Origin of the sequence: Streptomyces sp. BBFR25, from assembly GCF_044590125.1 — a bacterium.
Taxonomy (GTDB): domain Bacteria; phylum Actinomycetota; class Actinomycetes; order Streptomycetales; family Streptomycetaceae; genus Streptomyces; species Streptomyces canus_D.
This window is the reverse complement of the sequence record NZ_CP172447.1, coordinates 6528274-6553074: the sequence shown is the minus strand read 5'-3', so window position 1 is coordinate 6553074 and position 24801 is coordinate 6528274. Positions and strand designations below refer to the sequence as shown.

The 24801-nt window shown below is 73.4% G+C and carries 24 protein-coding genes; 15 read left to right on the top strand and 9 right to left on the bottom strand.

What is annotated here, in order from left to right:
* Positions 1–51: 51 nt before the first annotated feature.
* The 11 genes from ACGH52_RS29855 (at position 52) to ACGH52_RS29805 (ending at position 12347) form a co-directional block, all read left to right on the top strand.
* Entirely contained in the window at positions 52–633 is a 582-nt protein-coding gene (locus ACGH52_RS29855) for a carbonic anhydrase (protein ID WP_059298277.1), read from the top strand.
* Between the two features lie 8 nt (positions 634–641).
* Positions 642–2132, top strand: coding sequence for a SulP family inorganic anion transporter (locus ACGH52_RS29850; protein ID WP_399943743.1), 1491 nt, complete (start codon positions 642–644; stop codon positions 2130–2132).
* 122 nt (positions 2133–2254) lie between these two features.
* Positions 2255–3040, top strand: coding sequence for a slipin family protein (locus ACGH52_RS29845; RefSeq protein WP_210974576.1), 786 nt, complete (start codon positions 2255–2257; stop codon positions 3038–3040).
* Between the two features lie 88 nt (positions 3041–3128).
* Entirely contained in the window at positions 3129–4526 is a 1398-nt protein-coding gene (locus ACGH52_RS29840) for a PhoX family protein (RefSeq protein ID WP_399943740.1), read from the top strand.
* 68 nt (positions 4527–4594) lie between these two features.
* Positions 4595–6118 (top strand): FAD-dependent oxidoreductase, encoded by a 1524-nt coding sequence (locus ACGH52_RS29835; RefSeq protein WP_059298270.1) that lies wholly within the window; start codon positions 4595–4597, stop codon positions 6116–6118.
* Positions 6119–6216: 98 nt separating this feature from the next.
* Positions 6217–7077 carry a polysaccharide deacetylase family protein gene (locus ACGH52_RS29830; RefSeq protein WP_210974573.1) on the top strand — a complete coding sequence of 287 codons (861 nt, stop codon included), beginning with the start codon at positions 6217–6219 and terminating at the stop codon, positions 7075–7077.
* 17 nt (positions 7078–7094) lie between these two features.
* Positions 7095–7334, top strand: a complete 240-nt coding sequence (locus ACGH52_RS29825; RefSeq protein WP_076976832.1) for a hypothetical protein — start codon at positions 7095–7097, stop codon at positions 7332–7334.
* Positions 7335–7552: 218 nt separating this feature from the next.
* Positions 7553–8293: a peptidyl-tRNA hydrolase gene (locus tag ACGH52_RS29820; protein WP_399943736.1), complete on the top strand. Its 741-nt coding sequence runs from the start codon at positions 7553–7555 to the stop codon at positions 8291–8293.
* A 104-nt stretch (positions 8294–8397) separates the two neighbouring features.
* Positions 8398–9726, top strand: coding sequence for a DUF692 domain-containing protein (locus tag ACGH52_RS29815; RefSeq protein WP_399946915.1), 1329 nt, complete (start codon positions 8398–8400; stop codon positions 9724–9726).
* 117 nt (positions 9727–9843) lie between these two features.
* Positions 9844–10641, top strand: a complete 798-nt coding sequence (locus ACGH52_RS29810) for a TIGR04222 domain-containing membrane protein (RefSeq protein ID WP_121702202.1) — start codon at positions 9844–9846, stop codon at positions 10639–10641.
* 119 nt (positions 10642–10760) lie between these two features.
* Complete coding sequence (locus ACGH52_RS29805; protein ID WP_399943733.1) at positions 10761–12347, top strand: alpha/beta hydrolase; 1587 nt, start codon at positions 10761–10763, stop codon at positions 12345–12347.
* A gap of 126 nt (positions 12348–12473) precedes the next feature.
* Here ACGH52_RS29805 and hemQ read toward each other — a convergent pair whose 3' ends face one another.
* Positions 12474–13205 (bottom strand): hydrogen peroxide-dependent heme synthase, encoded by a 732-nt coding sequence (gene hemQ, locus ACGH52_RS29800; protein WP_059298257.1) that lies wholly within the window; start codon positions 13203–13205, stop codon positions 12474–12476.
* A 4-nt stretch (positions 13206–13209) separates the two neighbouring features.
* Positions 13210–14694 carry a protoporphyrinogen oxidase gene (hemG, locus tag ACGH52_RS29795; RefSeq protein ID WP_121702200.1) on the bottom strand — a complete coding sequence of 495 codons (1485 nt, stop codon included), beginning with the start codon at positions 14692–14694 and terminating at the stop codon, positions 13210–13212.
* Between the two features lie 155 nt (positions 14695–14849).
* Here hemG and ACGH52_RS29790 point away from each other — a divergent pair, with 155 nt between their 5' ends.
* Positions 14850–15845, top strand: coding sequence for a DUF4349 domain-containing protein (locus tag ACGH52_RS29790; protein WP_121702199.1), 996 nt, complete (start codon positions 14850–14852; stop codon positions 15843–15845).
* A gap of 27 nt (positions 15846–15872) precedes the next feature.
* Positions 15873–17282 carry an FAD-dependent oxidoreductase gene (locus ACGH52_RS29785; RefSeq protein ID WP_121702198.1) on the top strand — a complete coding sequence of 470 codons (1410 nt, stop codon included), beginning with the start codon at positions 15873–15875 and terminating at the stop codon, positions 17280–17282.
* Positions 17283–17294: 12 nt separating this feature from the next.
* Here ACGH52_RS29785 and ACGH52_RS29780 read toward each other — a convergent pair whose 3' ends face one another.
* Positions 17295–17642, bottom strand: a complete 348-nt coding sequence (locus ACGH52_RS29780; protein WP_076976824.1) for a hypothetical protein — start codon at positions 17640–17642, stop codon at positions 17295–17297.
* Between the two features lie 135 nt (positions 17643–17777).
* On the opposite strand from ACGH52_RS29780, the gene ACGH52_RS29775 reads away from it, so the two are divergent.
* Positions 17778–18596, top strand: a complete 819-nt coding sequence (locus ACGH52_RS29775) for a rhomboid family intramembrane serine protease (protein WP_399943727.1) — start codon at positions 17778–17780, stop codon at positions 18594–18596.
* 26 nt (positions 18597–18622) lie between these two features.
* Here ACGH52_RS29775 and ACGH52_RS29770 read toward each other — a convergent pair whose 3' ends face one another.
* Entirely contained in the window at positions 18623–19105 is a 483-nt protein-coding gene (locus tag ACGH52_RS29770; protein WP_076976924.1) for a MarR family transcriptional regulator, read from the bottom strand.
* A gap of 98 nt (positions 19106–19203) precedes the next feature.
* On the opposite strand from ACGH52_RS29770, the gene ACGH52_RS29765 reads away from it, so the two are divergent.
* On the top strand, positions 19204–19722 hold the full coding sequence (locus ACGH52_RS29765) for a PP2C family protein-serine/threonine phosphatase (protein ID WP_399946914.1): 519 nt from the start codon (positions 19204–19206) through the stop codon (positions 19720–19722).
* 29 nt (positions 19723–19751) lie between these two features.
* On the opposite strand, the gene ACGH52_RS29760 is transcribed toward ACGH52_RS29765, so the two are convergent.
* From ACGH52_RS29760 to ACGH52_RS29740, 5 genes are all read right to left on the bottom strand, one after another.
* Positions 19752–20249, bottom strand: coding sequence for a MarR family transcriptional regulator (locus ACGH52_RS29760; protein WP_121702195.1), 498 nt, complete (start codon positions 20247–20249; stop codon positions 19752–19754).
* Positions 20250–20440: 191 nt separating this feature from the next.
* Positions 20441–20884, bottom strand: coding sequence for a response regulator (locus tag ACGH52_RS29755; protein WP_059298243.1), 444 nt, complete (start codon positions 20882–20884; stop codon positions 20441–20443).
* A complete protein-coding gene (locus ACGH52_RS29750; RefSeq protein WP_399943723.1) occupies positions 20881–22518 on the bottom strand; it encodes a CHASE3 domain-containing protein in 1638 nt (545 codons plus the stop codon). Before ACGH52_RS29750 ends, ACGH52_RS29755 begins: the two co-directional genes overlap by 4 nt.
* Positions 22515–23783, bottom strand: a complete 1269-nt coding sequence (locus tag ACGH52_RS29745) for a PP2C family protein-serine/threonine phosphatase (protein WP_076976819.1) — start codon at positions 23781–23783, stop codon at positions 22515–22517. The genes ACGH52_RS29750 and ACGH52_RS29745 overlap by 4 nt, the downstream gene beginning before the upstream one ends.
* Before the next feature lie 99 nt (positions 23784–23882).
* Positions 23883–24728, bottom strand: coding sequence for an RNA polymerase sigma factor SigF (locus ACGH52_RS29740; RefSeq protein ID WP_076976818.1), 846 nt, complete (start codon positions 24726–24728; stop codon positions 23883–23885).
* Positions 24729–24801 lie beyond the last annotated feature (73 nt).

Here is a 24801-nt window from a genome sequence, read left to right as displayed (position 1 = left end):
GTCCCACCCGTCCGACGCGCCCCCACGGCGCGCCAGGAGGAAAACCTCATCATGCAACCCCTCATCGACAACGCCCGTACGTTCGGACAGCGCCCTGAGGAGTTCGCCGGGCACGCCGAAGGCCAGTCGCCCGAAGTCCTGTTCATCACCTGCTCCGACTCCCGGGTCGTACCGGCCCTGATCACCGGCGCCCGGCCCGGCCAGCTCTTCGAGCTGCGCACCGCCGGCAACATCGTCCCGCCCTACGCCTCCGAGCGCCCCTTCGGCGAGACAGCCACCATCGAGTACGCCGTCCAGGTCCTCGGCGTCCGCGACATCGTCGTCTGCGGCCACTCGCACTGCGGCGCCGTCGGCGCGCTGGTGCGCGGCGACGACCTGACCGCCGTACCCGCCGTGCGCGACTGGCTGGCGCACGCGGCCGACCGGCCGGAGCCCTGCGATCCCGCCGACCCCACGGTCGCCGGGGCCGTGCAGCACCACGTACTGGCGCAGCTGCTGCGCCTGCGCTCCTACCCGTGCGTGGAGCAGCGGCTGGCGGACGGCCGGCTGCGGCTGCACGGCTGGTACTACGAGGTCCACACCGGCCTCGTGCGCGCGCACCGCCCGGACACCGACGCGTTCGAGACCCTGTGAGCGCCGGCATGTCCCTCATAGCCGAACAGAACCGGAGGTTCCCGCACTGGCGGCAGGACCTCACCGCGTCCCTCGTCGTGTTCCTGGTCGCGCTCCCGCTGTGCGTGGGCGTGGCCGTCGCCTCCGGTGTCCCGGCCGAACTGGGCCTGGTCACCGGCATCGTGGGCGGCCTGGTCACCGGATTCCTGCCGGGCAGCAGCCTCCAGGTCTCCGGCCCGGCCGCCGGGCTGACCGTGCTGGTCTTCGGCGCGGTCGACCAGTACGGACTGCCCGCGCTCGGCGTGATCGTGCTCGCCACCGGGCTCATCCAGCTCGTGATGGGCGCCCTGAAGCTGGGCCGCTGGTTCCGGGCGATCTCCCTGTCGGTCGTCGAGGGCATGCTGGCCGGCATCGGCCTGGTGCTCATCGCCGGCCAGCTCTATTCGGCCGCCGGTCTCGAGGCCCCCGCCTCCGGCGTCGACAAGATCACCGGGCTGCCCGGGGCCGCCGCCGACGCGCTGGGCAGCACCCAGGCGCTGACCTCGCTCGCCCTGGGCGCGGGCACCGTCGCGGTGATGGTGCTGTGGAAGCGGCTGCCGAAGCGGGCGCAGACCGTGCCGGGGGCGCTGGCCGCGGTCGGTCTGGCCACGGCGGTCACGGCGGCGTTCGGCCTGTCGGTCGCGACCGTCGAGGTGAGCGGTCTGCTGGACGTGATCCAGCCGCCCGGCGCCGACGCGTTCGGCGAGCTGGCGAGCGTGGGCCTGCTCGGCACGATCGTCGCCTTCACGCTGATCGCCTCGGCGGAGAGCCTGTTCAGCGCCGCGGCGGTGGACCGGCTGCACAACGGGCCGCGCACCGAGTACGACAAGGAGCTGATGGCGCAGGGCGCGGGCAACACCGTGTGCGGTGTGCTCGGTGCGCTGCCGATGACCGCGGTCATCGTGCGCAGCTCCGCCAACGTCGCCGCGGGGGCGCGCACCAAGGCGTCCCGGGTGCTGCACGGGGTGTGGCTGCTGCTGTTCGCGGCGCTGCTGCCGTCCGTGCTGGGCCTGATCCCGCTGCCCGCGCTGGCGGGCATCCTGGTCCACGCGGGCTGGAAGCTGATCCCGTTCCGCAGCATCCTGCCGCTGTGGCGCGACCACCGGGGCGAGGCGCTGATCCTGGTGGTCACGGCCGTCTCGATCGTCGCGGTCAACATGTTCGAGGGCGTGCTGATCGGTCTGGCCCTGTCCGTGGTCAAGACCGCCTGGGAGGCCTCGCACCTCAAGCTGGAGATCGTCGACAAGGGCGCGGGCCCCGTCCAGGCGCATCTGACCGGCAACGCGACCTTCCTGCGGCTGCCGAGGATCCTGGAGGGCCTGGAGGCGCTGCCGCAGGACCGCCCGGTCGAGCTGGACCTGTCCGGGCTGCACCACCTGGACCACGCCTGCCGCACGGCCCTGGAGAACTGGGCGGAGCGGCACAGCGCCGCCGGCACGGACCCGGTGAAGGTCACGGAACCGGAGAAGGCCGGGGTGTAGAGGCGGGCTGCGGCGAGAGGCCCGTCGCCGGGTCCTGGGCATGGCCCCGGGACCGGCGGCGGGCCTATCGTGACAAGAAGGGTGAAAACCGTCCTCCGAGCAAGTCGAGTGAGGAGGTCGTCATGGTCCAGGAGCTCCTGACCGCGGCCGCCGCCGTCGGCAGCGCGGGTGTCCTCTACGTCGCCGCGGCGGCGCGGGTCGTCCGGCAGTACGAACGCGGGGTGGTCTTCCGGCTCGGGCGCCTCGCGGGCAAGGAGCGCGGTCCCGGGTTCACGATGATCGTGCCGTTCGTGGACCGGCTGCACAAGGTGAACCTGCAGATCGTCACGCTGCCCGTGCCCGCGCAGGAGGGCATCACCCGCGACAACGTCACGGTGCGGGTGGACGCGGTCGTGTACTTCAAGGTCGTCGACGCGGCCAACGCTCTGGTCCGGGTCGAGGACTACCGGTTCGCCGTCTCGCAGATGGCCCAGACCTCGCTGCGGTCCATCATCGGCAAGAGCGATCTGGACGACCTGCTGTCCGACCGGGAGAAGCTGAACCAGGGTCTTGAGCTGATGATCGACAGCCCCGCGGTCGGCTGGGGCGTGCAGATCGACCGGGTCGAGATCAAGGACGTCTCGCTGCCGGACACCATGAAGCGCTCGATGGCCCGCCAGGCCGAGGCCGACCGGGAGCGGCGCGCCAGGGTGATCAACGCGGACGCCGAACTGCAGGCGTCGAAGGTGCTCGCGGAGGCGGCCCGGGAGATGTCCGAGACGCCCGCGGCCCTGCAACTGCGGCTGCTCCAGACGGTCGTGGCGGTGGCCGCCGAGAAGAACTCCACCCTGGTGCTGCCCTTCCCGGTGGAGCTGCTGCGGTTCCTGGAGAAGGCGCAGGAGCACCCGGAGCACCCGGTCGAGCGGTGACACGAGCGACACGCGTGGTTCCCGGGACTCCTGGCAGGTGATAGACACGGCGGGTCACAGTCCTGTCCGCCAGCAGGAAGGTTTCCCCATGTCCACGTCCCACAGCGCGGCGACTCGCCGCCAGGTGCTCGCCCGTACCGGAGCCCTGGGCGCAGGCATCGCCTTCACCGGCGCCCTGTCCGAACTCTTCGCCGGCACCGCCGCCGCCCAGTCCCTGGGCCACACCGGCTACGGCCCCCTGGTCCCCGACCCCGACGGCCTGCTGGACCTGCCCCGGGGCTTCCGCTACCGGGTGCTCTCCCGCGAGGGCGACCGGCTGCGTTCCGGGGAGGGCCCGGTGCCGTCCAACCACGACGGCATGTCCGCCTTCCCGGGGCGTTCCTCCGGCAGACACGGCCGCACCACCCACCTCGTCCGCAACCACGAGAACCGCGCCAACGGCCGTGTCCCCGTCCCGACCGTCGAGGGCCTGACGTACGACCCGGAGGGCAAGGGCGGCTGTACGGCGCTGGAGCTGGACTCCCGCAACCACGTCCTGTCCGAGCGGGTCGCGATCGCCGGCACGGCCGTCAACTGCGCGGGCGGGCCCACTCCCTGGCACACGTGGCTGACCTGCGAGGAGACCGAGGACCGGGCCGGGACCAACGGCTACACCAAGGACCACGGTTTCATCTTCGAGGTCGACCCGGCCGACCCGCACCGCACCGGCGCGGTGCCGCTGACCGCGATGGGCCGCTTCCAGCACGAGGCGATCGCCGTGGACCCGCGGCGCGGGGTCGTCTACGAGACGGAGGACGCCTTCGAGCGGCCGTTCGGCCTCTTCTACCGGTTCCTGCCCGAGAAGCCGTTGGGCGGCCGGGGCTCGCTGCGGGCGGGCGGCAGGCTCCAGGCGATGCGCGTGCCCGGCGTGCCCGACCTGTCCTCGATCCAGGAGACGGGCGCCCACTTCGACGGCATCGAGTGGGTGGACGTGCCCGACCCGCTGGCCGACGGGACGCCGATCCGCTTCCAGGACTTCGGCCGGGGCGGCATCACCCACGCCCAGAAGCTGGAGGGCTGCTACTGGGGCGGGCGCAGCGTGTACTTCGTGTCGTCCTTCGCCCACAGCGACGAGGGCTCGGCCGCCGACCACTACGGCCAGATCTGGCGCTACGACCCCGAGCGGCGCCGGCTCACCCTGGTGATCGTCTTCGGTCCGGACACCGACGTGCGGCTGCCCGGCGAGTCCCCGGACAACATCTGCCTCGCCCCCAGCGGCGGCCTCATGGTCTGCGAGGACGGCAACGGCGCGCAGCACGTCTTCGGCGTGACCCGGCGCGGCGAGGTGTACGCCATGGCCCGCGGCGCGCAGAACATCGGCACGCCGGAGGAGCCCGAATGGGGTGAGTTCGCCGGGGTCACCTTCTCCCCGGACGGCGACACGATGTACGTCAACTGCTACACGCCCGGCACCACCTTCGCGGTGACGGGGCCCTGGCGCGGGTAGCGGCCGGGGTTCCAGGCGGGGCGCACCGTCCGGTCACTGAAGCCGCGGCCCTGGGGTACCCGGGCCGCATGACTCAGAACGTGCAGGTCAACGGCTCGTACTGGCTTCAGACGGCACCGGGCGGAGCGCCCCGTCCCGCGCTCGCGGAGGATCTCGACGTCGATGTCGCCGTGATCGGCGCGGGTGTCGCCGGGCTCAGCACGGCCTGGGAGCTGGTGCGGGCCGGGCGGAGTGTGGCGGTCCTGGAGGCCGGGCGGGTCGCCGCCGGGGTCACCGGGTACACCAGCGCCAAGCTGACCGCCCAGCACACCCTGGTCTACGACAAGCTGCGCCGCACCCGCGGCCCCGAGGGCGCCCGCCTGTACGCCCGCTCGCAGTCCGAGGCGATCGAGCACGCCGCCGGGATCGTGGCGGAGCTGGGCATCGACTGCGACTGGGAGACGCGTGACGCGTACACCTACGTCCGCGACCCCGGCCGCGTGGACGAGGTGCGGGCGGAGGCGGCCGCCGCGAAGGAGGCGGGACTGGCGGCGTCGTTCGTGACGGAGACCGGGCTGCCGTTCCCGGTGGCGGGCGCCGTGAAGGTGACCGGGCAGGCCCAGTTCCACCCCCTGAAGTACCTGCGGGCGCTCGCCGCGGACCTGGAGGCGCACGGCGGGCGGATCTTCGAGGACACCACCGTCCACGGTCTGGACGAGGGCGAGCCGTGCCGGGTGAAGACCGAGGCGGGAGCTACGGTCACCGCCCGGGACGTCGTGGTCGCCACGCACTACCCGATCTTCGACCGGGCGCTGCTCTTCGCCCGCCTCTCCCCGCGCCGCGAGCTGGTCGTCGCCGGGACGATCGAGGCGGACCGCGACGTCGACGGCATGTACATCACGCCGGAGGAGAACACCCGCTCGGTGCGTACCGCGCCCCTGGACGACGCGGGCCGCCGCCTGCTCGTCGTCACCGGGGAGCACTTCACCCCCGGCACGGGCGACACCCGCGAGCGCTTCGAGCGCCTGGCCTCCTGGGCGGACGAGCACTTCCCCGGCGTCGACCGCACCCACGCCTGGGCCACGCAGGACATCGACCCCACCGACACCGTGCCGATGGCCGGCCCGCTGCACCCGGGCGCGCACCACACCTACGTCGCCACCGGCTTCGGCGGCTGGGGACTGAGCGGCGGCATGATGGCGGGCCGGCTGCTCACCGCGCAGATCACCGGCGAGGAGTGCGCCTGGAGCGGGCTGTACGACCCGCGCCGGCTGCGCACGGCGGTGCGCGAGGCACCCGCGCTGCTCAAGACGCAGGCCGAGGTGGCCCGGCACTTCGTCGGCGACCGGCTGCGGCCCGCGCCGCCGGTGGACTCGCTGCCGCCGGGCGAGGGCGCGGTGGTCCGGGCGGGCGGCGACCGGCTCGCGGTCTACCGGGACGAGGCCGGCGCCCTGCACGCCGTCTCGCCGCGCTGCACCCACCTGGGCTGCCTGGTCGACTTCAACGCGGCCGAGCGTGCCTGGGAGTGCCCCTGCCACGGCTCCCGCTTCGCCACGGACGGCACGGTGCTGGAGGGCCCGGCGACCAAGCCGCTGGAGCAGCGGGACATCTGACACACGGGACCCGGGGGCCTGGGCCGGGCGGGTGAGCACGGCGGCACGTCGGCACACTTAGTCATACAAACCGAACATCTCACTCCTACGTTCGTACGGTGATCACTCTCGTACGACGCACAGCCATGCTCTGCGCCCTGGGCGCCGCCCTCGCCGCCTGCGGAACCACCGGGGCCGATCAATCCCCCCGTCCGGCGCCCTCGGCCCCCGCCCCGTCCCCCTCCGCCTCCCGGACGCCCACCCTCGCCCCGGGCCCCGCGGGCCTCACCCCGGTCTTCGAACACGGCCCGCGCACGGAGGGCACGCGGGACGGCAAGCTGGTCGCCCTCACCTTCGATGCCGACATGACCGCGGACCAGGGGCCGAGGGCGGCGTCGGGCGAGCGGTTCGACAACCCTCGGCTGATCGCCACGCTGCGGAAGCTGAAGGTCCCGGCCACCGTGTTCATGACCGGCCGCTGGGCCGAGGAGTACCCGGACGAGGCCCGCTCCATCGGCCGGGACCCGCGGTTCGAGATCGCCAACCACTCCTACAGCCACTACGCCTACACCGACGACTGCTACGGCCTGCCGACCGTGTCCGGGGACCGCATGCGCGCGGACCTGGAACGGGCGTATACCGCGTTCGAGAAGGCCGGGGTGCCGAACCCGATGCCGTACTTCCGCTTCCCCGGCGGCTGCTACGACAAGGCGGCCCTCAAGGAACTGTCGGCCACCGGGGTCACCGCCGTGCAGTGGGACGTGGTGAGCGGGGACGCCTTCGCCACGGACGCCGACGCGGTGACCCGGCAGGTGCTCGACGGGGTGCGGCCCGGGTCGGTCGTCGTCATGCACTGCACGCGCAGCGCCGCCCCGGTGACCGAGGAGGTGGTACGGGCGGTGGTGCCCGAGCTGCGCCGCCAGGGCTACCGCTTCGTGAAGGTCTCGGAGCTGATCGGCGCCGCGAACGGGCGCGCCTGACGTCCTACGCTGGACACATGAGCAGCGAACACGACCGGGACGCCGACGGCCCCGACGACCCCGACGGTCCCGGCTGCGAGCCCGGCGGCTACTGCCTGATCGACACAGCGCCCCGGCCGCCCAAGGCCGACGGCCCGCCGTACGCCGAGTGCGTGCAGTGCCGGGAACCCACGGAGTACCCGGAGTCCTACAAGGGCATCACCCTCTGCCCGGTCTGCGAGTGGCAGGAGGCGCAGCGCACCGCCTGCTCAGGCTGACGACCGGCGCGAACTCAGCGCACAGGCCGCGGCGGTCGCGGCCACCGCGATGACCGCCGCCCCGGCCGGCGGCAGCAGTACCGCCCCCGACTTCGACCCGGTGACCAGGTCGCCGACCGCCGCCCACGCCGGGGGCCCGGCGGGCTCGGACGGAAGGTGGGCGGGCCCCGACGGGAGACTGGGCAGGCTCCGGCCGGCGACTTGGCAGACTGTAAGGCGTGAGCAACGACCCGACGACGCCCGTCCCCGCCCCCGTTCCCGTCCCCGACAGCCCCTTCCGTGCCGAGCCCGGCGATCGCGACCTCGCGCCGCAGTTCGTGCTGCCGCTGGTCGTGCGCATCGAGCGGGCGGCGCCGCCGCCCCGTACCGACGCGCTGGAGACCGCGGCCCGTGCGGTGCTGGTGATGCTCGCCGACGAGCGGTCGACCGGTGACGGCGAGTGGGCGCGAGCGATGCGGGACTGGCAGGACGCCCGTATCCGCAAGGTGGTGCGGCGGGCCCGCGGCGCGGAGTGGCGGCGGGCCGAGGCGCTGCCCGGCATCACGGTCACCGGCAAGACGGCCGAGGTGCGGGTCTTCCCACCCGTTCCGCTGGACGGCTGGCCCAAGGACCTGGCCCGCCTCCAGGTCTCCGGCACCGACCTCGACGACCCCGAACCGCCGGTCGGCGCCGACCTCTCCGCGCCGGTGCTCTGGATGAACCCGGACCTGGAGATGTCGGCGGGCAAGGCGATGGCACAGGCGGGCCACGGTGCGCAGCTCGCCTGGTGGGAGCTGTCGGACGACGAGCGGGCGGCGTGGCGCGACGCGGGCTTCCCGCTGTCCGTGCGCGCCGCGGACCCGGCCCGCTGGCCCGGCCTCACCACCGGCGGCCTGCCGGTGGTGCGCGACGCCGGGTTCACCGAGATCGCGCCGGGCTCGTGCACGGTGGTGGCGGACCACCCGGCGCTGCGGCGGTAGGAACCTCAGATATTGCTCTGAACATGCCCCGCCCGGGGTTCGGCCCGGGCCGGGTGGGCGATACCCCCGACATGTGCGCTGGAGGGGAGGCAACCATGAAGCGCTTGGCGCGACTGGGCACCGGCATCGGATGGCGGCCGGAGATCGCGGACGTCGTCGAGGCGATGCCCGGCATCGACTGGGTCGAGGCCGTCTCCGAGAACCTGTGTCCCGGGCATCTGCCCGACTCGCTGCTGCGGCTGCGCGAGCGCGGGGTGACCGTCGTGCCGCACGGGGTCTCATTGGGGCTCGGCGGCGCGGACCGGCCGGACGCGGGGCGGCTGGCGGCGCTGGCCGAGCGCGCGGAGGTCCTGGGGTCGCCGCTGGTCACCGAGCACATCGCGTTCGTCCGGGCGAGCGGGGCGCTGACCGCGTCGCCGTCGCTCGAGGCGGGGCACCTGCTGCCCGTCCCCCGCACCCGGGACGCCCTCGACGTGCTGTGCGCGAACGTGCGCATCGCCCAGGACGCGCTGCCCGTGCCGCTCGCCGTGGAGAACATCGCCGCGCTCGTCTCCTGGCCGGACGAGGAGCTGACGGAGGGGCAATTCCTGTACGAGCTGGCCGACCGGACCGGCGTACGGCTGCTGATCGACGTGGCGAACCTGCACACCAACCACGTCAACCTGGGCGAGGACCCGGCCCGGGCGCTCGGCGAACTGCCCCTGGAGGCCATCGCCTACGTCCATGTCGCGGGCGGCTTCGAGCGGGACGGCGTCTGGCACGACAGCCACGCCCACCCCGTGCCGCGGCCGGTGCTGGACATCCTGACCGACCTCGCCTCGCGCGTCGCACCGCCGGGCGTCCTGCTGGAGCGGGACGAGAACTTCCCCGACGGCGACGAGTTGCGGGGTGAGGTGGAGGCGATCCGCGTCGCCGTGGAGAAGGGCCGGGCGGCGGCCACCGGGACCGGGGCGGCCGCCCGCACCGCACGTACCGGTGCCGATGCGGGCTCCGACTCCGGCTCCGTCTCCGACGACGCCGTACGGCAGCGGCTCGGGCTCGCGCAGGCCGCGCTGCTGTCGGCGCTGGTCGCGGGGTCGCCCGTGCCCGAGGGCTTCGACCGGGTGCGGCTGGGGGTGCAGGCGCGGGCGCTGGCCGGGAAGCGGGCCGACGTGGTCGGGAAGGTCGCCCCCGAGCTGCCGGTGATCCTGGGCGCGCGGTACCGGCCCGCCTTCCTGGCCTATGCGCAGGGCTGCCCGATGACCGGCGGCTACCGGCGGGACGCCCTCGACTTCGTCGCGCACGTGCTGCGGACGGCGCCCGGGGACGAGGACCCGGGGGTGCGGCGGGAGTTGCGTCAGTGGTGGCTGGAGCGGTCGGGACCGGTGCCGCGCTCGGCGCGTCCCGGGGTCCGGCTGGCCCGTGCGACCAGGCGTGTTCTGCTGCGCCGCTGAACCGGGGGGCGGCCGCGGGGGACATCGCCAAACGGAACGTCACATACCCACAACACTGCGTCCCGACATGTGAACAGGGCATGGCGCCGGCGAAAGCCCTTGGCATAGAAGTACGGCATGTTCTGGGTCCTTTTCCTCCTGTCGGCCTGGGCCGTCGCCGGTCTCGCGTGCCTGCGGTTGTGCCTGGCGGCCGTACGCGCGGCGGCCGTCGAACCGCGCGCCGTCGTCGGTGAGCACACGCTGACGCTGTACGAGGCGGCGTTCCTGGCCGGCGGTCCGCGGCGGGTGGCCGACCTCACGCTGGTCTCGATGGCGCGTCAGCGCCGGCTGCTGCTCGCGCACACCGGCTGGGCGACCGTCGTCGACCCGTGCGGCCGGGACGACATGGAGCGGTCGGTCATAGGGGCGATAGGACCCGGGGGACAGTCGCGGATAGCGCCGGTACGGGCCGCCGCGGCCGCCGCCGACGCGGTGCGGAGCCTGGCCGACCGGCTGGTCGGAGCGGGCCTCGCGGTCCCCGACGACGGCGCCGGTGGCGTCGCGGCCGGGGTGCGGCGGGTGCGGGTCGCCGCGGTGACCGTGTGCGCGCTCGGCCTGGTCGCCCTGGCGCTGCCGCTGCCCGCCACCGAGCCGCGCCTGCTCATCGCCCTCTGGTTCGCGCTGCCGCTCGCCCTGACGCTCGGGTGCCTCGCCATCACCCGCATGGAGATCCACCCGTACGCGCGCTGGGCCTCCCCCGCCGGGCAGCGGCTGGTCGGCGCCCTCGTCCGGCAGGCCGACGACACGGCCGACGACCGGACCTTCCTCACCTCGGTCGCCGTGCGCGGCGTCCACGCGATCGGCGAACCGGACCTGCGTGCGGCCTTCGCCCACCGCGAGAAGTACGCAGGGGACCGCTGGGAGCGCCGGGCCTGACCGCGCCGGGGGGCGCACGGAGGCACTCGGCGGCGACACCCGGGGGCGGTGCTTGCCCCGCCCGGCCGGTGACCGAAACATCCCTGGTGTCACTCCCCGTGCCACCGAAGGGATACGCGATGCGAGCTGCCGCCCTCTACTCGGCCGCCGGGTCCTTGTTGCTCACCTCCCTCGCCGCCGCCCCGGCCCAGTCGGTGCCCTGGGCCGCCGGGCCCGGGTCCGCCGAGGCGCGCGGTACGGCCGTGGCCGCCGGGCGCGCGGCGGCGGCCGGGATCGAGTTCGGCAGGTGCCCGAAGGCGGAGGAGCTGCCGGGCGGCATGCGCTGCGGCACCGTGTCCGTGCCGCTGGACTACGCCCACCCCGACGGGAAGCGGATCGAGCTGACCGTCAGCCGGATGCGGGCCACCCACAAGGACCCGGACGGCGGCGAGCGCGAGGTCCCCGGCCAGGGCGCCCTCCTCTACAACCCGGGCGGCCCCGGCGCCTCCGGGCTGTACTTCCCCCTGGTGGGCATGGTGCCCGAGTGGAAGCGCATCGCCGCCGCCTACGACCTCGTCGGCTACGCCCCGCGCGGGGTCGCGCCCTCCGCGCCGCTGTCCTGCCAGGACCCCGGGGACTTCTTCAAGGGGCCACGGCCCGCCCCGACGCAGCCCTCGGACGCGTACAAGGAGCGGCGCGCCGCCGAGGCCGAGGCGTACGCGCGCGACTGCGCCGAACGGCACGGGGAGGCGCTGCGGCACTACCACTCGCTCAACAACGCCCGGGACCTGGAGGTCGTCCGCGCCGCGCTGGGCGAGCGGCGGCTCACCTTCATGGGCGCGTCGTACGGCACCTACCTCGGGGCGCTGTACGCCGAGCTGTTCCCCTCGCACGTACGGCGGATGGTGTTCGACGCGGTGGTGAACCCGGACCCGGAGCAGGTCTGGTACCGCAACAACCTCGACCAGTCCGAGGCGTTCGAGGACCGCTGGGACGACTTCAAGGAGTGGGTCGCCGAGCACGACGCCGTGTACGGGCTCGGGGACACGGCGCGGCAGGTGCAGGACAGCTACGAGGAGGCGAGCGCGCGGCTGGCGGCGGAGCCCGCGGGCGGGACGGTGGGCCCCGCCCAGTTGCAGGGGGCGTTCCTGAAGGCCGGGTACTACGACGACTACTGGCCGCACCGCGCGGAGGCGCTGTCGGCGTACCTGAAGGGTGATCCGCAGGCGCTGGTCGACCAGGCGGGGACGCGGACCGAGGAGGGCGCGGTCGGGGCGGAGAACTCCAACGCCGTGTACACGGCCGTGGAGTGCAACGACGCGCCCTGGCCGACCGACTTCGAGGTCTGGGACCGGGACAACACGCGGCTGGCCCGCCGGGCGCCGTTCGAGACCTGGGACAACGTCTGGACCAACCTGCCGTGCGCCTACTGGCGGGCGCCCCGGCAGCAGCCCCTGGACGTGCGCACCGCGCCGGGTGAGCTGCCGCCGACGCTGGTCCTGGCCGCGGAACGGGACGCGGCGACGCCCTACGAGGGGGCGCTGGAGCTGCGGCGGCGGCTGGCGGGCTCGGTGCTGGTGACCGAGCGGGACGCGGGGTCGCACGGCATCGCGGGCGGGCCGAACAACTGCGTCAACGGCCACCTGGAGGCGTACCTGCTGGAGGGCCGCCTCCCGGCGCGGGACACGTCGTGCGCCCCACGCCCGGAACCGAAGCCGAGGGCCTGACGGATCAGGCGGCTTCGACTAGGCGAGCCCGGCGACCAGCTCGCCGATGTCCTTGCGGCGTCCGGTGCTGCATGCCCCGGGGGACAACCCCCGGACCCCCGGCCGACCCGCAACCACGCCCACTGATCAGGCGAGCCCGGCGACCAGCTCGCCGATGTCCTTGCGGCGTCCGGTGAAGAAGGGGATCTCCTCACGGACGTGGCGGCGGGCCTCGGAGGCGCGCAGGTGGCGCATGAGGTCGACGATGCGGTGCAGTTCGTCGGCCTCGAAGGCGAGGATCCACTCGTAGTCGCCCAGCGAGAAGGAGGCGACCGTGTTGGCGCGCACGTCGGGGTAGCCGCGGGCCATCTTGCCGTGGTCGGCGAGCATGCGGCGGCGGTCCTCGTCGGGCAGCAGGTACCAGTCGTAGGAGCGCACGAACGGGTAGACGCTGATGTAGTTCCGCGGCGTCTCGTCGGCCAGGAAGGCCGGGATGTGCGAGCGGTTGAACTCGGCGGGGCGGTGCAGCGCCATGTTCGACCAGACCGGCTCCAGCGCACGGCCGAGCCTGGTGCGGCGGAAGAGGTTGTACGCCTCCTGGAGCTGGTCGGCGGTCTCGGCGTGCCACCAGATCATCAGGTCGGCGTCGGCGCGCAGACCGGACAGGTCGTAGGTGCCGCGGATCGTCACGTCCTTGGCGGCGAGCTGGTCGAACAGCTCCTGGACCTCGTCGGCGTACCCGGCGCGGTCCTCCGGGAGGGTGTCCTTGAGCTTGAAGACGGACCAGAGGGTGTAGCGGATGACCTCGTTGAGGTCCTTGGCCAGCTTGCCCTTGTTGGGGATGCGCTCGGCCGCGGGGGTGGAGGCGTCGTCACTCATGGCCCTATTCTCCCGCTCCGCCGTGCAGGCTCTGCACCGGGTGGGCCGTGAGCTGCTCCACACCGCGCAGGTCGCCCCGGATCTGGTCGACGGCCGCGTAGGCGCTGGCGATGCTGGCCGGGATGCCGACGCCGTCGTAGGCCGCGCCGCACACCGCGAGGCCCGGGAGTTTCGCGACGTGCTCGCGGACGCGGGCCACGCGCGCGTGGTGGCCGACGGGGTACTGCGGCAGGCCGTCCTGCCAGCGGGTGACGCGGGTGGCGACCGGCGCGGCGGTCAGGCCGGTGGCCTCGGCCAGGTCGTGCCGGGAGACGGCGACGAGGCCCGCGTCGTCGCGGCCGAGGATCGCCGTGTCGCCGTACCGGCCGACCGAGGTGCGCAGGACGACCAGGTCCGGGTCCTCGTCGGCGATCCAGCCCCACTTGCAGGAGGCGAAGGTGGACGCCTTGATGGTGTGTCCGTCGACCGGCGGCACGAGGAAGCCGCTGCCTTCGGGGAGCGCGGCGGCGTCCGAGCGCCGGTAGGCGAGCGTGATCAGGGCCATCGAGGCGTACTCGACGGCGGACAGCTCGGCCGCGGCGGCCGGCGCCTCGGCGCGCAGCAGCTCGGCGGCGGGACGGGCCGGGACGGCGACGACGACCGCGTCGGCGTGCAGCACCCGGTCGCCGGCGACGATCCGCCAGCCCTCGGACGCGGTGCGGCGCAGCTCCGTGACGGGCGCCTCGGTGACGATCTCGCCGCCGCGCGCGCGGACCGACGCGGCGACGGCGAGCGGGAGGGTGCCGATGCCGCCCTCGATGCCCATGAACACCGGCCCGCTCGGCGGGGAGGTGGCCGTCCGGCCCTGGAGGGCGCGCACCGCCTCGGTGAGGGAGGTGTGGGTGCGGGCGGCCTCGAAGAGCTGGGGCACGGCCGAGCGCAGGGAGATGCGGTAGGCGTCGCCCGCGTAGACGCCGCCCAGCAGGGGTTCGACGAGGCGGTCGACGACCTCGCGGCCCAGGCGCGCCGCGACGTACTCCCCCACCGCCACGTCGTCGCCGACCTCGGTGCGGGGCAGTTCGGCGTCGCGCCCGATGCGGGCGAGGCCCTCCTCGGAGAGCACGCCGGACAGGGCGGCTGCGGTGCCGGGGACGCCCATGACGTGGCCCTTGGGCATGGGGCGCAGGGCGCCGCGGGTCCACAGCGAGGCCGACGCGGTGGACGGCGGCTGGAGGCGGTCGGCGAGTCCGGCCGCGCGGGCCAGGCCGACGGCCTCCGGGCGGCGGGCCAGCATCGACTCGGCGCCGAGGTCGACGCGCACTCCGGCAATCTCGCCGGGCAGCAGCTTGCCGCCGACCCGGTCCGACGCCTCCAGGACGGTCACCCGGGCGCCGCCCTCCAGGAGGCGGTGGGCGGCGGCCAGTCCGGCGATACCGGCTCCTACGACGACTACGTGTCCGGGTTCCTCTGCCGGGGGCATCCCGCCCGCCGCGGTCTCGCTCGCACTCATGTCCCCAGCGTCTCAGACCCCGGGTCCCGCGTTCGCGCGCACCCGCCCGTCCCCCGAGTCCGGACCGTGATCTCATCGGGACCGTTCCGCGCCGTCGCGCGGGCCCCCGCGTGCGTCGTAGAGACATCAGTCGCCACGACCCGGGGGTGCCCACGATGCAGATACGACGACCGACGACGAGAAGGGCCGTGCCGCCCGCCCGTGCCCTGGCCGGTCTGCTCCTGGTCACGGCGCTCGCCCTGACCGGCTGCACCGGGACGGACGCCGGCTCCGACTCGGGCGGCGGGGACAAGGCGGCCGCACCGCAGGAGGGCGCGCGGGCGGAGGGATCGCAGGCCGACGAGGGGACCGGCGCGGCCGGTGCGGGACGGGCCGACGGCGCCAAGGATGCCGACGCGAGCGCCCCGCCGCAGCTCGCCCCCGCCCACATCATCCGCACCGTCTCCCTGAGCGTTCAGGTGAAGGACACGCCCAAGGCGCTCGACGCGGCCCGCACCGCGACCGAGAACGCGGGCGGTTACGTCGGTGACGAGTCCACCACCCGGGACGCGAAGGGCCGTGAGCGGACCGAGGTGACGCTGCGCGTGCCCGTGGAGCGTTACGAGGACGTGCTCGACGAGCTGGAGGGCGCCGGGAAGCTGCTCCGTCGGGACGCGAAGGCCGAGGACGTCACCGACCAGGTGGTGGACGTGGACAGCCGCGTGAAGTCGCAGCGCGCCAGTGTGGCCCGGGTCCGCGAGCTGATGGACCGGGCGACCAAGCTGAGCGACGTGGTGACCCTGGAGGGTGAGCTGAGCACCCGCCAGGCGGAGCTGGAGGCGCTGCTCGCCCGGCAGGCGGCCCTGAAGGACCGCACCAGCCTGGCCACGATCACCCTCTCCCTGTCGGAGACCCCGGTGCGGCACGGGGAGAAGAAGGAGGACGACGACCCCGGATTCCTGGACGCGCTGGCGGGCGGCTGGGACGCCTTCGTGGCGATGCTGCGCTGGGTGGCGGTGGTCCTCGGCGCCGTGCTGCCGTTCGCCGCGGTGGCGGCGCTGCTCGCGCTGCTGTGGCTGCGGGTCGTACGCCCCCGGCTGCCGCGCCGTCCGGCACCGGCACCGGCACCGGCTCACCCGGCCCCCGGCGAGGAGGGCGGCGAGCGGGACTGAAATGCCCCGCCCGCGTAGCGTGTTCGCATGAGCATGAGCAGGGGCAGCGGCGCCGCGGGCGGTACGAGGGAACGGCTGGTCGTCGTCGGCGGCGACGCCGCGGGGATGTCCGCGGCGTCGCAGGCGCGTCGGCTGAGGGGTCCGGACGAGCTGGAGATCGTGGCGTTCGAGCGCGGCCACTTCAGCTCGTACTCGGCGTGCGGCATCCCGTACTGGGTCGGCGGCGACGTCTCCGGACGGGACCAGCTCGTCGCGCGCACGCCCGAGGAGCACCGCGCCCGGGACATCGACCTCAGGATGCGCACCGAGGTCACGGAGATCGACGTGGCCGGGGGGCGGGTCCGCGCGCGCGACGTCGATTCCGGGGCCGAGTCCTGGACGTCGTACGACAAGCTCGTGATCGGGACCGGGGCGCGGCCGATCCGGCCGGAGCTGCCGGGGATGGACGCGCCCGGTGTGCACGGGGTGCAGACGCTGGACGACGGGCAGGCGCTGCTCGACACGCTGGCCCGCACGCGTGGCCGTCGGGCGGTGGTCGTGGGCGCCGGGTACATCGGCGTGGAGATGGCCGAGGCGCTGATCAACCGCGGCTACGAGGTGACGGTCGTCAACCGCGGCCGGGAGCCGATGTCGACGCTCGATGCGGACATGGGCCGCATGGCGCGCGAGGCGATGGAGGGGCTCGGCATCACCATGGTCGGCGGCGCCGAGGTCACCAAGGTGCTGACCGGGGACGACGGCCGGGTCCGTGCGGTGGCGACGGAGGACGCCGAGTTCCCGGCGGACGTGGTGGTGCTCGGCATCGGCGTACGGCCCGAGACGGGGCTCGCCGGGGCCGCGGGGCTGCCGCTCGGCGCGCACGGCGGGCTGCTGACCGACCTGGCGATGCGGGTGCGCGGCCACGAGAACATCTGGGCGGGCGGCGACTGCGTGGAGGTGCTCGATCTGGTCTCCGGTCAGGAGCGGCACATTCCGCTGGGGACCCACGCCAACAAGCACGGGCAGGTCATCGGCACCAACGTGGGCGGCGGCTACGCCACCTTCCCGGGCGTGGTCGGCACGGCGGTCAGCAAGGTCTGCGACCTGGAGATCGCACGGACCGGTCTCAGGGAGAAGGACGCGCTGCGGGCGGGGCTGCGGTTCGTGACGGCGACCATCGAGTCCACCAGCCGCGCGGGCTACTACCCGGACGCCTCCCCGATGACCGTGAAGATGCTGGCCGAGCGGCGCACCGGGCGGCTGCTGGGGGTGCAGATCGTCGGCCGTGAGGGCGCGGGCAAGCGGGTCGACATCGCCGCGGTGGCCCTCACGGCCGGGATGACGGTCGAGCAGATGACCGCCCTGGACCTGGGCTACGCGCCGCCGTTCTCCCCGGTGTGGGACCCGGTGCTGGTGGCCGCGCGCAAGGCGGCGAGGGAGGTCGAGCGGCAGCGCTGAGGGCCGCGCCGGTCAGCCCGTCCCGTTGATGCGGTCGATGGCCTGCCGGGCCTGCTCGGCCGGGGGCCGGGACGGCAGCGAGGACACCGAGCCCGGGGTGGTCACCGGCGCCGGGGCGCTCGCCACGGCGGGGGGCTGCTCACCGGCCGGCCTGGCGTGCGTCGCGGCCCGGGTGGTGCGCAGCCGGTGGCTCACCGCCTCGTCCAGGGTCACCGGCCGCCGCATCTGCGCGGCCAGCCGTCCCGCTTCCTGACCGAGCCGGGCGACGTCCTCCCAGGGCAGCCGCAGCACGAGGGCGACCTCGGCCTCGCCGTCGGGCAGGGCGTGCATCGCCGGAGCCGGTGTGACCCGTTCGTTCATCGCCACTTCCTCACGTCGTCCCCGCGGCCCGCCTTCCCCGGACCGCGGGCGGTTGAGAGGGCATACGTACACACGGACGGGGGCGTTCAACGGGGCGGACCGGTTCACCGTCGGCCGGGCGGGCAGTAGTGTCTCGTGGTCATCCCCGTCCATGACGTGAACCCGGCGCGCCGCACCCCGTGGGTGACGTACGCCCTGATCCTCGCGAACGTCCTGGTGTTCCTGTTCACCCCCGGCATGACCGGGTCCGCGACGGGCGACGGCAGCCTCGCGCAGATGTGCGACCTCCAGGCCTTCCTGGACCACTGGGCGGCGGTGCCGCAGGAGCTGCTCCAGCACCGGATGCCCCGCCTGGTGCCCACGGGCGCCGTCGGGGTAGGACCGCAGGGGCCCGGCTGCGTGGTCGCGCCGCCCGGCTACGACAAGTCGCCGGAGCTGAGTGTCCTGACGGCGATGTTCCTGCACGGCGGCTGGCTGCACCTGCTGGGCAACATGCTCTTCCTGTGGATCTTCGGCAACAACGTCGAGGACCGGATGGGCCACGTCACCTTCCTGCTGTTCTACGGCGTCTGCGGCTACGCGGCGACCTACGGCTTCGCGCTCCTCAACGCCGACTCGGGCGCCCCGCTGATCGGCGCGTCCGGTGCGATCGCCGGGGTGCTGGGCGCCTATCTGGTGCTGTATCCGAGGGCCCGTGTCTGGGTCCTCGTCCCCTTCCTGATCTTCCTGCCGCTGCGACTGCCCGCCTGGATCGTCCTGGGCCTGTGGTTCGTCCTCCAGGCGTTCTACTCCGGCGGACAGGGCGTGTCCGACGCCGGCACCGTCGCCTACGTGGCCCACGTGGCCGGTTTCGTGGTCGGCATGCTCCTCGCCTGGCCGCTCAAACGCGGCACTCCCCCGCCGCCGGAGCCACGTGGCATCCCCTTCGGGCGGCGGGCCCGGCCGGCCCCGTAGGAGCGTGCCGCACGAGCGGAAGCGGATCAGGCGGACCGGGCTTCGGAGGCGGCCTCGTGGTGAATCCGGTGTGCCGCGGTGTCGCAGAAGGCCTCCAGGCCTTCGAGCAGCGCGGCCCTCTTGGCCGCGGGCATCCGCTCCAGCACCGCCCGCAGTTCGCGCTGCCTGCGTGCGCGCAGGTCGTCGAGGAAGTCCCGGCCCCGGTCGCTGAGGCGCAGGCGCACCTCGCGGCGGTCGGACGGGCTCACCACGCGGTCGACGAACCCGATGGCCTGCAGCCGGTCGCACAGCCGGCTGGTGGAGGGCGGCGTGGAGGCGAGGGAGTCGGCGAGGGTGCGCAGGTTGATGCCCTCGTGGTGTTCGAGGATGAGCAGGACGCGCAGTTGGGAGGCCGAGGCGGGAGCCGTCGAGGCGCGGCCCCAGAGCACTCCCAGGAGTTCCGCGGCCGTCGAGGTCACGCGGGCGACCTCGTCGGGTCGCGGGCCGGGGCGGATCATACTCACGAACATACTCTCGCAGACGCTGGGGCGGGTGTCAGCGTACTGGGAGCGCACTCCCGCCGCGGAGGCTCGGGGACGCGCTCCTTCCCCCATGGGGACAACTTCGACTGGTCCTCCGGTGCCGACGACCTCACGGTCACCGTCACCGACGGCACGGGACAGGGCATCGACGCCTCCCTCCTCACTACGCCCAGTACGGAGGCAAGGCGTACGCCTCCACGCTGCTGCTCCGCTTCGACCTGAGCACCGGAGTGGTCCGCGCCGTCGACGCGGGGTCCCCACGCCTGTACCGGCTGCGCGGGAACTCCCTGGAGCACATGGCCCTTCAGGCGCAGTTCCCGCTCGGCATGTTCGAGGAGACCGCCTACGACGAGCAGACCTTCCGGATGGAGCCCGGTGACCGGCTCGTCGTCGTCAGCACCGGTGTCCACGGCGCCCGCTCCGCGACCGGTGACCTCTTCGGCGAACACGCCCTGAGCCAGGTGCTGGTCGCGACCCGTCCCACGCCCGCGCACGAGGCCGCCCGTGCCGTCGTCGCCGGGCTGATCGAGCATTTCGGCAGCAAGGACCTCGCCGCCGATGCCGTGGTCGTCTGCCTCGACTGGACCGGCCGCCCACCCGCTTGAGGCGGACCGCCCGGTGAGGCGCCGTGCCCTCAGGGCCCGCCGGGCAGCGGTGCGCCGTCGTTCCGCGCCGCCAGGAAGGCCCGCATGCCACGGCTCAGCGCCGCGCGGTCGGCGGGTTCCACTCCGGCCAGCACGGCGGTGAGCGCCTGCGCTCTGCGCCCCGCGACATCGTCCAGCACCCGGTACCCCTGCCGGGTGAGCGTGAGCTGCACCTCGCGGCGTTTGAGCGGGTGCAGCGCGCGTTCCAGCAGACCGGCGGCTTCGAGCCGGTCGCACAGCCGACTGGCGGTGGGAAGCCCTACGGCCAGTCTCTCGGCCAGACCGGTGAGATTGAGGTCGGGTGTCGTCTCCAGCGTCCGCAGCGCCCGCAGCTGGTGCACGGACAGCTGCAGCACCGCCTCCTGGGCGGCCAGCGACCACAGGCTCGTCAGGGATTCGACCGCGTCGGCGATCTCCCAGGCGACGTCCTCGGGGGCATCTCCCGAACTTCTCACATGGCCGCAGCCCGAACTGCCGAGGCCAGTCACGAGTACATCACTTTCAGCAACCTCTGGTGCGGGCGGATACGGGTTCCCGTGCAGACGCTGTTACCCGAGGAGCACGGGTGCAAGCGGCGTAGAGGTCGGCCTGTTCGAGGAACTTCGCTGCGGCTGTGCTCGCAGGCCCGGTGTGATGCTGACCCCGCGGGAGCGATGCGGGGCCGGGAGGACCCCTCCCGTCAGTGCCGGTGCGGGAGGCGGACCACCTGGACGAAGAAGTCGTCGATCTGGCGGACGGCGGCGATGAACTGGTCCAGGTCGACGGGCTTGGTGACGTAGGCGTTGGCGTGCAGTTTGTAGCTGCGCAGGATGTCCTCCTCCGCGGCCGAGGTGGTCAGCACCACGACGGGGATGTGCGCGAGCTCCTCCTCGTTCTTGATCTTCTCCAGGACCTGGCGCCCGTCGTACTTGGGCAGGTTCAGGTCCAGCAGGATCAGATCCGGCCGGGGCGCGTCGGCGTGGGGGCCGCGGCGGTAGAGGAAGTCGAGGGCTTCCTCGCCGTCGCGGACGACGTGGAGCGTGTTGCCGATCTTGTTGTCCTCGAACGCCTCGCGGGTCATCAACTCGTCGCCGGGGTCGTCCTCGACGAGCAGGACGTCGATGGGCTGCGCGGGGTTCCTCACAGGGAGGTTCCTTCCAGGAGGGGGGCGGGTTCGGGCTGGTCCGTGTCGGGCGCGGGCAGGGAGAAGCAGAATCGGGTGCCCTGGGTGTAGCCGGGGTCGATCCAGATCCTGCCGCCGTGGTGCTCGGTGATCTTCTTGCACAGGGCCAGGCCGATACCGGTCCCGCTGTAGGCGTCGCGGCCGTGCAGGCGCTGGAAGATGACGAAGACCTTCTCGGTGAACTCTTCCGGGATGCCGATGCCGTTGTCACTGACGCACAGCCGCCAGCCCGGCCCTTCCGTACGGTCGGGGTTCTCCTCGCAGGTGATGCGGATCTCGGCGGGGTGGTCGGGCCGGCGGAACTTGACGGCGTTGCCGATGAGGTTCTGCCACAGCATCACGATCAGGGTGGGGTCGCCGGTGATCTCGGGCAGCTTCGCCGGGCGCTCGATGCGGGCCCCGGCGTCCTCGATGGCGGTGGAGAGGTTGGCCAGTGCCTTGTCCAGGGCGGCGTCGAGGGGCACGGACACGTGGGCGTCGTTGAGGCGTCCGACCCGGGAGAAGGTGAGCAGGTCGTTGATGAGGACCTGCATGCGCTTGGCGCCGTCGACCGCGAAGCCGATGTACTGGGTACCGCGCTCGTCGAGCTTGTCGCCGTAGCGCTTCTCCAGCAGCTGGCAGAAGGACGCCACCTTGCGCAGCGGCTCCTGGAGGTCGTGGGAGGCGACGTAGGCGAACTGCTCCAGTTCGGCGTTGGACCGGCGCAGTTCCTCGGCCTGGGCGTCCAGGTCGGCGGCCTGTTCGACCAGCCGCTGACGCGCGTCCTGCGAGGCGCCGAGTTCGGTGACCACGCGTCGGCGCATGTCTTCCACGGCCTGGGCGACCGACCGCACGTCGGACGGGCCGTGCGCCGCGATGTGCTCGTCGAAGTCGCCGTCCGCGACCTGGCGGGAGGCCGAGCGCAGCCGGGACAGGGGACGCGCCACCAGCACGCGTATCAGGGCGGCCATCAGCACGCCGCCGAGCAGGAAGGCGGCCACCAGCGCGGATAGCACCCAGTTGCGCTGGGTGCGCACCCTGACCAGTTCGGCGTGACCGGTCTCCCGGGCCTGGGCGAGGTGCTCGTTCTGCGTCTCGAACAGGGTCCGGATGTGGTCGAAGGCTTCCTTGCCGCGTCCGGCGGCCCGGCTGTCGGCACGGCGCGCGTCGCCCGGCCTCACACTGGCCACCAGCGGATCGGCGTAGTCGCGGCGCCACGAGGCCGCGGCCCGCTGTATGGCCCGCGTGTCGTCGAGCAGCTCCTCGCGGCCCGCGAGCAGGCGGCCGAGGCGCGCGGCCGAGTCCGCCTCGTCCTCCTTGCCCGCGGTGTAGGGGGCGAGGAACTGGCGGTCGGCGGTGATGGCGTAGCCGCGCGCGCCGGTCTCCTGGTTCACCAGCGCCGTCTGCAACCGGTACGCCTCGGCGCGGGCCGGCTGTATCTGGTCGATCATCTGGTCGGTGACCTGCGCGGTGCGGTTGAGCAGATGTGCGCCCACCGCGGTGCCGGCCACCACCATGACGGCCATGAAGGCAAGGACCAGGAGGAACCAGCCCTGCACGGTGAGGGAGTGCCCGCGGCCGCGCGGGGTCGTCGGTCGGGCGGGTGCTGTGGTCATCGGTTCTCGTTCGCTTCCCGTTCTCGGGTCAGGTGCACCACGGCGACGTCGTCGAGCAGGCCCCCGTCCCCTTCCGCCAGTGCTTCGGCCCCGCCGATGAGCGCGTCGACGAACGCGTCCGGGCGCAGCGTCGCCGCGTCCCGGGCCAGCCGCAGCAGGCCCTCCTCACCCAGCCGTTCATTGCCCTCGCCGATCCGGCCCTCGAACAGGCCGTCGGTGAACAGCACCAGCCCCGCCCCGGCCGGAAGCCGCAGTTCGTGGGCCGGCCAGGCGAACTCGCCGGGCGGCAGGATCCCGAGGGCCGGTCCGCCGGGCACCTCCACCCGTTCCACCCGGGAACCGGATCGCAGCAGCAGCCCGGGGTGTCCCGCCCGGGTCACGCCTGCCGTCTGCCCGTCCGGGGACAAGGACACCACGGTCAAGGTGGCGAAGACCTCCGTACCGGAGCGCTCGGCGCTCAGGATCTCCTCCAGCATGTGCAACTGCCGCGCGGTGCCGGCACCGCTGAGTACCAGGGTGCGCCAGGCGATGCGCAGCGCCACCCCCAGGGCCGCCTCGTCCGGGCCATGGCCCGAGACATCACCGATCAGCGCCTGCACCGTGCCGTCCGCCGACTGCACCACGTCGTAGAAGTCGCCGCCCAGCAGCGCGTGCGCGCGCCCCGGGCGGTAACGCGCCACCACCTCCACCCGGCAGTCGGGCCGCAGCAGCGGAGTCGGCAGCAGGCCCCGTTCCAGCCGGGAGTTCTCCTGCGCCCGCATCTGGCTCGCCTGCAGGGCCACCGCGGCCTGCTCGGCCTGCTTGCGCTGAATCGCGTAGCGCACCGCCCGGCCGAACAGCTCGGGCTCGACGCGGCCCTTGACCAGGTAGTCCTGGGCGCCGGCCGCCACCGCCGCCAGCCCCGTCTGCTCCTCCGCCAGGCCCGTCAGCACCACGACCGCGACGCCGTCGGCCGCCCGCAGGATCCGCTCCAGCGCCACGAGCCCCTGGGCGTCGGGCAGATGGAGATCGAGCAGGACGCAGTCCGGCCGTCCGTGCGCCAGCTCCGCCTGGGCCTCACCGAGCGAACGCGCCCAGGTCAGCCGCATGCCCGGCGTACTGTCCGCGACCAGTTCCTCGACCAGCATCGCGTCGGCGGCGTCGTCCTCTATGAGGAGCACCACCGGTTCCTGCCACGCCCACAGCGCGCCGTCCCCCGCCGGCTCACTCGTCGGCGGTGCCCACTGTGGCGGAACGACGGCAGCCCCAGGCCCATCCGATAGCATCGGCCCCATCCCTCCCCGGTCCCATCCCTCTGCCACGCAGTACTGATTGTCATACGACAACCAATGAAGGATAGACCAAGGACGGGGGTGCCTCCTGCCTCACACCTGGTCGAGCATGCCGCTCCGCAGCCGGGTCAGCAGGCGGGAGATGAGCCGGGAGACGTGCATCTGGGAGACGCCGAGCCGCTCGCCGATCTGCTTCTGGGTGAGTTCCTCGACGAACCGCCAGTGGATGATCTGCCGGTCGCGCTCGTCCAGCTCGGCGATCATCGGGGCCAGGGCGTGGAAGTCGTCCACCAGCGCCAGGGCGGCGTCGTCCTCGCCGATGAAGTCCGCGAGCGCCGACTCGCCGTCCTCACTGCCGCCGACGGCCGCCTCCAGGGAGGAGGAGTTGTAGCCGTTGGCCGCCAGCCGGGCCTCGACGACCTCGTCCTCGGGCAGGCTCATCAGCTCCGACAGCTCCCGGGTGGTGGGGTTGCGGCCCAGCCGGCTGCGCAGCTCCTCGGTGGCCCGGGCCAGCTGCACGCGGGCCTCCTGGAGGCGGCGGGGCACGTGCACCGCCCACGAGGTGTCCCGGAAGAACCGCTTGATCTCGCCCGCGATGTAGGGCACGGCGAAGGAGGTGAACTCGACCTCGCGGGTCAGCTCGAACCGGTCGATGGCCTTGATCAGACCGATCATGCCGACCTGGACGATGTCCTCCATCTCCTCCGGCCCGCGGCTGCGGAACCGGCCGGCCGCGAAGCGGACCAGGGACATGTTCATCTCGATCAGCGTGTTGCGCGCGTACTGGTACTCGGGCGTGCCCTCCTCCAGGACCGCCAGCTGCTCGAAGAACAGCTTCGACAACTCCCGCGCGTCCCTGGGCGCCACCTTGGACGGGTCCGCGATCTCCGGCATCTCCGTCGCGGTGTGCGCCGTCGTCCGCACGGTCGTCGTCGTCATGATGTGCCCTCCCAGTCGTCAACGCCCGCACGGCGCCGATGGCTACGCAACCCGCTTACCCCGCATGTCCGCG